We start from the raw sequence: 12,037 nt of genomic DNA on the forward strand, positions 1-12,037 counted from the left end.
GCCGGTGACTCAGCGGTGCTCGGGGTTCTCGAAGTCGAAGCGGCAGCCGGCGTCCCACTCGGAGCGCTGGTTGCCGTGGGCCGGGATGCCGCCGGCGTCCTTGAGCATGCGGGCGAGGTGGAGCTGGTTCCAGGTCATGAAGGTGGTGTTGCGGTTGGTGAAGTCGTTCTCCGGCCCGCCCGACCCCGGGTCGAGGTAGGACGGCCCGGGACCCGCCTCCCCCACCCACCCCGCGTCGGCCTGCGGCGGGATGGTGTAGCCGAGGTGCTGGAGGCTGTAGAGGACGTTCATCGCGCAGTGCTTGGCGCCGTCCTCGTTGCCGGTGATCAGACAGCCGCCGACCCGGCCGTAGTAGGCGTACTGGCCCTCGGAGTTGAGGATCGACGAACAGGCGTAGAGCCGCTCGATGACCTTCTTCATCACGGAGGAGTTGTCGCCCAGCCAGATCGGCGGAACACTCTGGCACCCTACTTGACCAGCTGAAATTCCTGAAGAGCCTGTACCCTCTCACCCGTCGGGACGCTGGCCCTCCCTCCCCGTGCCAGCTCCGCGGAAGGGCGCGCCACCGTGATGCTTCCCAGAAGGACGACTACGACCAGGCCCTCCTTACCCCGGTCTTCTGGTAATACGTGGCGACGGTCGAACTCACCACGACACTCGCTCGGCAACAGCAGACACAAGGCAAGTGCCCCGGCCGTCTGCCTGCCGCCGCTATCGAAGGTGTCAGTGCGTGGTGCGATGATCGCTTGAACTGCACCGGAGGCGCACCATGGTCATCAAATGGGATCAACTGAGCCAGCCCAAGTTCGACGAGATCGTCGAGGCACTGATCCATCGTCTCCATGGTGGAGGCTCCGAGGTGCACGCCGTCAACGGACGCGGCGGCGACGACGGTGTGGACATCCTGGTCCGCACCGGATCTCACGAGCACATCTACCAGTTGAAGTACTATCCCGACGGGTTCGCCACCTCCGCCAAGGGCCGGAGGTCCAGCATCCGCAGTTCCTTCCGTCGTGCTGCCGGCCGCGGGCCGCAGGCGTGGACCCTGGTTGTGCCGTGCACGGTCAGTCACTCCGAGCGCGGCTTCGTCGAGGATCTTCCGGGCGAGCGACCGATCACGGTCTCGATCATGGACCGAACCGCTCTCAACGACTTGCTAGCCGTACACAGCGACCTGGACGCGTACTTCAACCGGGACCACCTTCTGGAGGCGGCGAGGGTATTCAACCGCGAACGTGACATCCTCCTCGGCGGCCAGCGCGACATCGCCGAGCGAGTGAGCGCCCTGGGCCGCCAGGTGGACACCCTCGATCCGCACTGGACCATCGACTTCGTCCGGCAGGACGACAAGGTTGTCCAGACCCTTGTCGGGAAGCACCCTCGCGCACAGGAGCTGAGCCCGATCCGGATTAACCTGACAGGACGCCGCCGAGCGTTCCAGCCGGGGCTGGAGTCCGCCCTGGAACGTGTCATGGGCTTCGGCATCGCCGAAGAGGTGGTGCTGCCCGCCGAGGTCGTCGAGAAACTGACCGTAGAGGGCCCCGAGTGGCTGTCACGCACGCATGAGAACGTCGAAGTGGCATGGTGCCCGGTCGAGCCTGCCCCTTATGCCGGCGCTGCTCTCGAAGTGGCGTTCCTGGACCGGCAGGACAAAGAGGTCGCCACGTACACGGGTCGCGTCAACGGCCTCGGGTCCGGCAGTCTGGGCCGGTCGGTCGAGGCGACCGTCGGAGGTTCGGGGCGGCTGCGTCTGCTGTACCCGTTCCACACTGGGCGACCAGCGAAGCTCGGATTCTCCTTCACCCTCGGCGAGAACGAGCCCGCCGAGGCCCTACGGATCCTCCGTTTCCATCAACAGTTGCTCGACGGCGGTGGCTTCCGTGTCTCCGTCGACGGGGCGGTCGTGGGCGCCGGACACCTGCCGACCTCCCAGGACGACGCCGAACGCGCCCGCCTCGCTGATCTGCTGCTGTACGTCTCCGACCTTGACACGGTCCAACAACACTGCCGACGCTTCTTCGCGGTGCCCTTCGACGTCTCCGCGGGACAGCGAATCGCGCTGCGGGCCGCACGCCTACTCATTGACGGTGCGTGTGTCGTCTCCCCGTTCATCAGCACTCTCACCATGACCTTGAACGGCTCCGACTCACCCGCTCTCCGTGAAGTGCTGGCTGGCCAACCGGGTGCCATTCTTGCCACCTTGCCCAGTTTCGAGCTCCGGCTCGGCAACCGGCTTCTGGAGATCGGCCCGGTCAACGTCTACCACCCTCGCGCCGTCGCCGAGGACGGCGCTGCGGCAATCGCCGCTCTCGACTGCGGCAGTGGTCGTGCCGAGAACATGAAGGTCGTCCTCCGACCACTCGATGGGGAGCATTTCCGTCTCTACCGCCCAGACGTCCCGAATCCCCACGCGCCGCTGGTGCCGGTCCCCTTGGGGCTGAACGGCTTCCCGGAGCCGGCCTGACCGAGCCCAGGTTCCTGCCGTCCGTCAGCATGTCGCGAGCCGACAGACGAAGCGGAGGAACCGAGAACGCCCTCCAGGGGCCGTTGGAAGGAGTCACGACAGCGCCCATGGGCTGGATCATGCGGAGACTGGACGCGGCCACGAGATGCAGGCCGTCCGCCCGACTCCTCATTGAGTGCTGCCAGCACGCCAGAGGAGGCGTCGACGATCATCGCTTCAACAGGGCACCCTGGACTGCACGGTGCTACGGCTGGCCACGTTCCGTCACAGCCCCGGCATCGGCAGGGCCTCGCCAACTGACCGGCCGCCCCGCCCCCGCTTCGCGGGGAACGCTGACACTGCGCCTGACCTGCACTACGGTAGGTAGGCAGAGCGGGTCACGGAGGCGGGGGCGGCGCAGTGTTGATGTCCATGACGGCACACGTCAGCTCTGAGAGCGGCAACCCCGACCCCGAACCCTACGAACAGCGCCGCCGCCCCGGCTCACCCTCGGCCACCAGCGGTGACCCGCACACCGTCATCCTCCCGCCCGAGGCCGCGCGCGCCGCACATACCGTCCAGGCCACCACCCCGACGCCCAACCTGCCGCCCCGCGCCGCCGGCCGGCTCATCGGCCGGGAGAGCGAGTCGCGCGCCGTCGCCGACGCCCTGGCCCACGGGGACGGTGGTGGCCTGGTCACCCAGGCCACCACTCTGCACGGCCTCGGTGGCGTCGGGAAGACCAGCCTCGCCCTGCACCACGCCTATGCCCACGCCGACCACTACCGGCTGATCTGGTGGCTCACCGCCGAGTCCGCCGAGCAGCTCGCCGAGGCCTTCGCCGGGCTCGCCGTCCACCTCCACCCCTCCTGGGCCCTCACCGCCCCGCCCGGCCAGCAGGTCGAGTGGGCCATCGCCTGGCTGCGCGCCCATGACCGCTGGCTGCTGGTCTACGACAACGCCGAGGATCCGGCCGATCTCACCCCCTACGTCGGCCGCCTGCTCGGCCGCGGGCACCAGTTGGTCACCAGCCGGCGGGCGAGCGGCTGGCACCCGGGGATCCGCCCGGTCCGCGTCGACGTCCTCGACAGCCTGGACGCAGCCCAGCTGCTCTGCGGGACGGCCTACCACGGCTCGACGGTCGATCCGGCCGAACGGGACCAGGCCCGGACGCTCGCCGACGAGCTCGGCCACCTGCCGATCGCCCTCACTCAGGCCGGCGCCTACGTCCAGCAGACCGGCACCTCCTTCGCCGCGTACCGCGAACTGCTGCGCGACACCGGGCCGGTGGGGCCCGGTGCCGAGTCCACCGTCGCCCGGCTGTGGCGCACCACCCTGCGGACCGTCCAGCACACCGCGCCCTTCGCCGTCGAGCTGCTTCGTACCCTGGCCTGGTACGCCCCCGAGGCACTGCCGCGCGAGGTGCTCACCCCGTTCGGCTCGCGCCGGCCCGACGAGGTCGACCGGGCGCTGCGGCTCCTCGCCGACTACCACCTGATCACCCTCGGCGAGACCGTCACCGTGCACCGGCTGCTCCAGGCGGTGCTGCGGGACGCCGAGTTCCGGGGCCGCGCCGAGCAGCACCTGGCTCGGGCGGCGGCCCGCCTCTGGCCGGACGCCCGGCCCGAATTGCGGCGGGCACTGCTGCCGCACGTCCGGGAGCTGGCCGACAGCGGTCCGTCGCCGAAGCCGACCGCCGAGAGCATCGCCCTGTACGGGCTGGCGGCGGCCGAACTCACCGACCGGGCGCAGCGGGTGTACACCGTCCGGCTGGTGGAGGCCATGGCGGACGGGCAGCGGCGACTGCTCGGCGAGGACCACCCGGACACCCTCGCCTCCCTCGGGCGGCTCGGCCGGCTGCAGGCCAAGACCGGCGACCCCGCCCGGGCCGTGGAGCTGTGCCGGGACGTCGTCGCCCGGCGCACCCGGGTCCAGGGCGCGGACCACCCCGCCACCCTCGCCGACCGGCACACGCTCGCCCAGGGCTACCGCCGGGCCGGCCGACACGCCCTGTCTGTAGAGGAGTTCCGGGGCGTCGTCGCCGACCGAGCACGGGTGCTGGGGCCGGACCACGCCGACACCCTGCACAGCCGGGCGAGCCTGGCATACGCCATGCAAGCCGCGGGGCAGCATCGGGAGTCCGTCGCCGAGTACGAGCGGCTGGTGGCGGACACCGAGCGGGTGCTCGGGCCGGACCACCCGACGGTGGTGACCCGCAGCAGCGGCCTCGCCTTCGCGCAACTCGCGGCGGGTCTGCACGGGTTGGCGATCGTCCGGTACGAGCGGGTGGTCGCCGACCGCACCCGCCTGCTGGGCGCGGACCACCCGGACACCCTGAACAGCCGCCGTTGGCTGGCGGCCGCCCACGCCGACACAGGCGACCACCTTGCGGCGATCACCGCCTACCGGGCCCTCGTCGCGGACTGCACCCGAGTGCAGGGGCCGGACCATCCGCAGACGCTCTACGCCCGCAAGCGACTGGCCTCGGCCTACCGCAAGTCCGGCCGCCCCGCCCTCGCCGTCGCCCAGTTCGAGGAGGTCGTCCCCTCCTACGGCCGGGTACTCGGCCCCGATCACCCGCACACCTTCAACGCGCGCAGCGGCCTGGCCCGCGCCCACCGGGAGGCAGGCACGCCCGTCGTCGCCGTCGAGCAACACCGGGCCCTGGTCCGTGACCGCACCCGAGTCCAGGGGGAGGGCCACCCCGACACCCTGGAGGAGCGCAGCTTCCTGGGGTTCGCACTGCGCGTCGCGGGACTGCCCGCCCTCGAAGTCGAGGAGCTGGAGCGCCTGGTGGCCGACCGGGCCCGGATCCAGGGCCCCGACCACCCCGACACCCTGGAGGAACGCTCCGGTCTCGCCCGCGCCCTGCATGCCGCCGGCCGCCCGCGCGAGGCCCTCGCCGTCAGGGAGGGCCTGGCCGCCGACCGGCTGCGCCTCAACGGCCCCGAGCACTTCGAGACCTTCGACGCGCGACTGTGGTTAGCCGGCTCCGTCGACGAGGCGGGCGAACACCGACGGGCGGCGGACCTGTGCGACCGGCTGGTCGCCGACCGGCAGCGGGTCCTCGGCCCGGACCACCCGGACGTGCTCACCACCCGGTGGTGGCAGGCCTCGATCCACAACAACGCCTGCAACTACCTGGAGGCCCTGACGCTCTTCGAGGCGCTGCTCGCCGACCGGACCCGCCTCCAGGGGCCCGACCACGCGGCGGTTCTCAACACCCGCTGGTGGCTGGCGACCGCCCACCGGAACCTCGGCCGGCACCGCGAGGCGCTGGCACTGTACGAAGCGCTCGCGGCCGACCGTACCCGCCTCCAGGGACCCGACCACCCTGATGTCCTCAGCACCCGCTTCTGGATCGGTCACAGCCATCAGGTGCTGGGCGACTTCCGTCGTGCACTGGACCTCTACGAAGCGCTGGTGACCGACCACGTCCGGATCAACGGGCCTGATCACCCCAGCACCCTCGCCGCCCGCTTCAACTGCCTGTCGGCCTGCCTGAGCGCCGGTCACCACCGGCGGGCGGTCGCGGTGGCCGAGTCCCTGGTGGCCGACCGGATCCGCGTCCTGGGCGCCGACCACCCCGACTCCCTGACCGCCCGCCAATGGTTGGCCAACGCTCACGAAGGCGCGGGCGACCACCGTCGGTCGACCGGCCTGCTCGAAGCACTCATCAAGGACCGCGCCCGGATCCAGGGCCCCGACCACTCTGACACGCTCTTCGCTCGACTCGCCCTCGCGATCGCCCATCGGAACGTCGACGACCACCGTCAGGCGGTGGCCCTGCTGGAGGAACTCGGTCACGACTTCGCGCGAGCCCTGGGCCCCGACCATCCGGGCACCCTCAATGTCGGTGTCTTGCAGGCGTCCACCTACCGGCTCGCTGGTGACCACCGCCGGGCCGCCGCGCTGATCGAGGAACTCGTCACCGATCACATCCGGGTGTTCGGGCCGGACCACCCGAGTACCCTGCGCTGCCGTCGAGAGCGTGCGTCGATCCGGCGGGCCTCCGGCGAACACCCAGGGGCCATCTTCGAGTTCGCCTCCCTGGCGGCCGATCACACCCGAATCGACGGGCCGGACCATCAGCAGACACTGGAGATCCGCGAAGAGCTGGCACGATCGCACTCCCAGGCGGGCGACCACCGCATTGCTGCGGAGTCGTTCCTGAGCCTGGTCGCCGACCGCACGAGGACCCAGGGCGCCGACCACCGGGACACCCTCACCGCCCGCTGGTTGCACGCCCTTGCCCGGGACAAGGCCGGGGAGCACCGCGTCGCGAGCGAGCTCTTCGGTGACCTGGCCGCCGACCGCGCACGGGTCCTCGGTGCCGAGCACCCAGAGACCCTGCTCGCCCGGGAGTCCCAGGTCTCCTCCTGCCGATCGGCCGGCGACCTCCGGCGGGCGCTACGCCTGGGCGAGGCCCTAGTCGCCGACCGGGCCCGGCTCCAGGGCCCCGACCACCCGGACAGCCTCCACGCCCGCCTGCTCCTCGCCTTGGTCCACCAGACCTCCGGCCACCACCTGCTCGGCGTCCGGCTCGACGAGGCCCTGGTGCACGACCGCACCCGGATCTTCGGCCCCGACCACCTGAGCGTGCTCACCGCCCGGAGCATCCTCGCCACAGGCCGCAAGCTCGCCGGTCTCTACCGTCAGGCCGTCATCGACCGGGAACTGCTCGCGGCGGACTGCGTCCGCGTCCACGGGCCGGAGCACCCCGACAGCCTGCTCACCCGTTCCCTGCTGGCCCAGGACATCCGCGCGACCGGTGAACTCGACCGGGCCGCTGGCCTCTTCACCGAACTGATCGCCGCCCGGGCCCGGAGCCAGGGGCCCGACCACCCCGACACCCTCAATGACCGGTCCGAGCTCGCCTACACCCGCCGACTCGGCGGCCGCCATCGCCAGGAGGCCGCCGAACGGCAGTCGCTCGTCTCCGACCACATCCGGGTGTACGGTCCCGGTCACCCCGCCACACTCGCCGCCCAAGAGCGCAGCGGCCACGCGCTGCGCCACGGATGGGACCACGACGGCGCGGACTCGCTCTACAGGTCCGTCCTCGCGGACCGCGACAGAGTCCAGGGAGCCGGCCACCCGGACACCCTCCACGTCCGGGACAGCATCGCGCTCAACCTCTTCGAAGCGGGACACCACGCCGAGTCGGCCGGCTACTACGACGAGACGCTGGCCCTCGCTGTCGAGGCCCTCGGACCCGATCACCCCTCGGTGCGAAGCCTCCGGCACGACCGCGCCAAGGCCCTGATCCTCGACGGTCGCCCCGGCCTCGCCGCCATCGAACTGTCCCCGATGACGGGAGACGCGGCCGAGCCGGTCGCGGTAGGCCTGCCGGATCGGATCCACGCCGGCTGCCTGCTCGCCTTCGCCCAGCACCTGAGCGGACAACCGGAAGCGGCCCTGTGCCTGGCCGGCGAACTGGTCGCCACCGCCACCGAAGCCCTCGGCAACCCGGACGAGGCGACGGTCACCGCCCGGCTCACCCAGGCACTCCTGCTGGCCGGTGGCCCCCGCCCGCTGCGTGCCGTCGTCCGGCTGGAGGAGCTGGCAGAAGTCTGCGCTGGGAGTCGGGGACCGCGCAGCGCCCTCACCCTGGAGGTCCGGCAGGCCCTCGCCCACGCCCGGCTGTGCGCCGGAGACCCCGACGGGGCCGTCCAGGTGTACGAGCGGATCATCGCCGACCGGATCCCGGCCGCGGAGGCCGCCTCCACCGCGCTGCTGGACGGCCACCGGAAGGCCGATGACCTCGCCGTCAGCGTCGGCACCGCCCGCCCCGGACCCCTACCCCTGTACCCCACCCTCGCCGTCGACCTGGCGCAGGCGCTCACCGCCGCCGGCCGCCGGGATGCCGCCCGGGCGCTGATGGAGGCGGTCCGCGTCGGCCGCGAGGCGCTGATGGGCACCGGCCACCCGCTCGCCGCCGAGGCCCGTAGCGTGCCGGCCCGGCTCCCCGGCGGACCCGAGCCCGACCACCACCCGCGCATCGCCCCGCGTGGGACCGCTCCCGCACCCACCCCCGCGCTTCTTCCCCGGCGCTCCCGCGGCGCGATGCACCGCGCCGTCGAACCAGCGACACGCCACCCCGCCTGGCAGCCGCGCCTGACCGTCACCGCCGATCCGGCCGTAGGCGCCACCACCCACCTGGAGCTGCGCCTCGAATCCGCCGACGCCTCCGCCGACCCGGCCGCCCTGCCGAACCTTCACCTGGTCGCCTCGGTGACCCCGGACGCGGCACTCGACCCGCCCGTCACGGACTACACCCCCGCCGGCGGGCCCGCTCGGTTCGCGCTCACCCCGGCCGCGCCCGGGCAGCACACCGTCCGGATCACCGTCTTCGACCAGGGTCACGGCGCTGTCCTCCAGGACCTCTCCGCCGTCCTGGTCGTCCCCGCCGTCCCGGACCGATCCGCCGTCGTGGACGAACCCGCTGCCATCGCACCGCAGGAGCAGGAGTAATCGACGTGCCCCGGGACCTCCCCGTCCTCGTCCGGCAGAACCCCTCCGCCGACTACACCCGCCTGCCGCGGCAGGCGGGCCCGGCCGACGCCGGCCCGCCGAAGGGCCCGGCGCCGCTGGACCTCGTCGTCTCCCTGCGCCGCCATGGCGACGAGCTGGACATCAGCGCCTTCCGCCCGGGCGAGCGCACCCCCGGCACCCGCATGCACCGGACGCGACTGGCCGTCCCGGCACCGGTCCTGCTTGCCAAGGCCGCCCGGCTGCGTTCCATCTGGCGCGACCGGCTGATCGGCTACGACCCCGACCCGTTCAACCCGTACCCCTTTGCCACCGCCGTCGACTTCACCCCGCACGCCGCCGTTGCCGAGCGCAAGGTCGCCGAACTCGCGGAGGAGGGACGGTACTTCCTGGCGACCATGCTCGACGGGGCCGACCGCAGCCTGGTCCGCTTCCGGGAGTACCTCACCGCCACCCTCACCGAACACGGCTCGCTGCGGATCAGCTTCGACTCCGACCTCCACCTGCCCTGGCCGATGCTCGCCGTGGACACCGACCGGCCCGACCCCTGGGCGGACTTCCTCGGCCACCGCCACCAGATCGAGCAGACCGGCGCCTCCTACCCGCCGATCCAGCCGCCCAACTCCGCCCGCGCCAAACCCGTCACCAGCCTCAACACCGACGACCAGCTCACCGGCATCGGCCGGGCGCCGGAGGTGCGCAAGCTGCTGGAGGACCGCTCCCAGCTCACCGTGCGCACCGACTCGGACCTCCTCCTGGAGGCACTGTCCGCGGCCGTGCTGGACGAGGACGTCATGTACTTCTGGTGCCACGGCCAGTTCGTCTCCAACGACTCCCCGTACGAGCAGCTCGCCGTCCGGCTCTCCGACGACCGGCACATCGACGCCGACCTGGTGCGCCGGCACCGCCGACGCCACCTGGACCGGTCGGACGCCGTCTTCCGGCCGTTCGTGCTGCTGAACGCCTGCCACACGGGGCAGTCGGCGGCGGCCGAGCTTGAGCACCTGGGCCGGGCCCTGGTCGACCTCGGCGCGGACGGGGTGCTCGGGCCGCAGCTCCAGATCCCGCAGGAGTTCGCCGCCGAGTACGCCTTCGCCTTCCTCGACCACTACCTGACCGGCGAGTTCACCGCCGGGGAGATCACCCAGCAGCTGGTGCGCTGGTTCGCCCGCGAGTACCGCAACCCGCTGGCGCTCGCCTACTCCCTGCACTGCGGCATCGACAGCATCCTGGAGCTCAACCCGTGAACCGCAATCCCCCGGCCTCCGTACGGCCCGCGACGGTCGACCTGGACGAGCACGGCCGACTGCTCGTCCCCGGGACAGCGACCCCCGTCCCGGACGCGCGGGTCGCCGACCACCTGGCCCGCCACCTGCGGATCCCCGAGTGGGCGACCGACCTGTTCGTCTACGTCCACGGCTGGCAGACCAGCCCCGACGCCGCCGACCGGACCGCCGCCGCGCTGATCGACCGAGCCACCGCGCTGTACCACGCCGCACCGTCCTCCTACCCGGGACTCGCCACCGGGTTCCGCCCCTGGTGCGTGGTGGTGCGCTGGCCCTCCTCCAGCCTGCCGAGCCTGCACGGCTACCGGCGCATCCGGGAGCGCGCGCACGCGATGAGCGCCCGCGGCCAGGCCGGCCGGATCCTCGGCCACCTGCTGGGCTACCTCGACTCCGGCCGCGGCCGACCGGACTCCCCGCGCGTCCTGGCCAACCGTCACGGCCAGTACCTCCACCTGCTCGGGCACTCCTTCGGCGGCCGCTTCCTCTGCGAGGCCGTCCAGTACGCGGCCGATCGCCCGGCCGGTCCCCCGGTGCTGAGCTGGTCCTCTCGGCCCGGCGACCCGAGCCGTCCGTTCACCGTCGACAGCGCCCTAGTCTTCCAAATGGCCGCGCCCCGCGACGCCTTCACCCGGCTCTTCCCCCGGCTGTTCCTCGGCCCCGGCCGGGCCGGCGCCCCGCTAAGAGGCCCGCTGGTCCTCACCCACTCCCGCTGGGACCGCGCCACCGGCTTCTGGCACCTGCGCGCCGAGGGCCTGCCGGGTATCGGCCACTCCGGCACCGGCACCGCCCCGGTCCCCCAGTTCAGCACCCGGCTCCGCCCGGCGGACTCGCCGTACCCGCACGCCGAACTCGACCACCCGATCCTCAACATCGACGCCGGCCACGTCTACCGAGGCGGTCTCGCCACTCGGCTGCACCCCTCCGGCGCCCACTCCGACTTCCAACACCCGGAATCCGCCCACCTGCTGCTCAGCCTCGCCGCCCACTCTCGCTGAGTCGGGGTTCCACGCTCGGGGGTGCTCCTCCACCGGGTCTGGGACGGCATGGGGAAGGGACCCGGACACGGCGGGCGCGGGGCGCCCCGGAACAACCGACCACCTGCCACACGCCCTTACTGGACTCCCGCTGGTCGATCATCTGGTCGTAGTCGAAGGCGCACCCGCCGCCGTGGTTGGACCAGATCCGGCACTCGTCGTTCCGGGTCGTCGTCACACCGCCGCAGTCCAGCGCACCGGTCGGGTCGGCCTTGCCGACGACCAGTGCCAGGAAGCCTGGCATACCGCCGATCGCTCAGAAGAATCCTCGTTCCGCCCCACTGCATGATCAACCCCCGAAGGACTTCCAGAGCCGACCACATAGCAGGTACGTGCTGCGGCGAACGGCTACGAGCCGTCCGGGTCGACGAGCAGGTTCAGCCCTGGCCAGCCCAGTTGGTGCGGCCGGATACCGGGGGTACTGTCCAACCCACCCGGAGTGCGCGGCACCGTCGCCCGTCGCGATGCGCGAGGCGTCCGCCGAAGACCTGGACCAAGCTCGCGCTCATGACATGTATCGCCGAATCAGATCGGCGGAACACTCTGGCACCCTATCTGACCAGCTGAAATTCCTGAAGAGCCTGGGCCCCTCACCGTCGGGACGCTAGTCGTACTTGCTGTGCACCCAGGCCGAGACGGTTCCGCGCGACGGACAGCCCGCCTCGGCGCCGGGTCTGTACAAAGAACGGCTCTGTCTCGTAATCGGTGGTAACGAAGCGTGACCGGCGTCGTTGGCAGGTCATGCGAGATGCCAATGCGCTTGTGGGGACGGTGTTTTCCGG

The 12,037-nt window shown here is 71.9% G+C and carries 4 protein-coding genes and 1 pseudogene; 4 read left to right on the forward strand and 1 reads right to left on the reverse strand.

What is annotated here, in order from left to right; all coding sequences use genetic code 11:
- Positions 1–9: 9 nt before the first annotated feature.
- Positions 10–450 (reverse strand): annotated as a pseudogene (locus ACWGKU_RS25845) (flavodoxin family protein); the annotation flags it as partial.
- 319 nt (positions 451–769) lie between these two features.
- Here ACWGKU_RS25845 and ACWGKU_RS25850 point away from each other — a divergent pair.
- From ACWGKU_RS25850 to ACWGKU_RS25865, 4 genes are all read left to right on the forward strand, one after another.
- Positions 770–2,464, forward strand: coding sequence for a hypothetical protein (locus ACWGKU_RS25850; protein WP_452179585.1), 1,695 nt, complete (start codon positions 770–772; stop codon positions 2,462–2,464).
- Positions 2,465–2,875: 411 nt separating this feature from the next.
- Positions 2,876–8,917, forward strand: a complete 6,042-nt coding sequence (locus tag ACWGKU_RS25855; protein WP_452179584.1) for a tetratricopeptide repeat protein — start codon at positions 2,876–2,878, stop codon at positions 8,915–8,917.
- Positions 8,918–8,922: 5 nt separating this feature from the next.
- Complete coding sequence (locus tag ACWGKU_RS25860) at positions 8,923–10,182, forward strand: CHAT domain-containing protein (RefSeq protein WP_452179583.1); 1,260 nt, start codon at positions 8,923–8,925, stop codon at positions 10,180–10,182.
- Positions 10,179–11,216, forward strand: a complete 1,038-nt coding sequence (locus tag ACWGKU_RS25865) for a hypothetical protein (protein WP_452179582.1) — start codon at positions 10,179–10,181, stop codon at positions 11,214–11,216. The genes ACWGKU_RS25860 and ACWGKU_RS25865 overlap by 4 nt, the downstream gene beginning before the upstream one ends.
- Positions 11,217–12,037 lie beyond the last annotated feature (821 nt).

This window comes from Kitasatospora sp. NPDC054768 (genome assembly GCF_053612025.1).

What these genes read in the sequence shown, in the direction of transcription:
- ACWGKU_RS25850 (WP_452179585.1), top strand. Translation starts at nt 770, where the DNA reads ATGGTCATCAAATGGGATCAACTGAGCCAGCCCAAGTTCGACGAGATC.
- ACWGKU_RS25855 (WP_452179584.1), top strand. Translation starts at nt 2,876, where the DNA reads ATGACGGCACACGTCAGCTCTGAGAGCGGCAACCCCGACCCCGAACCC.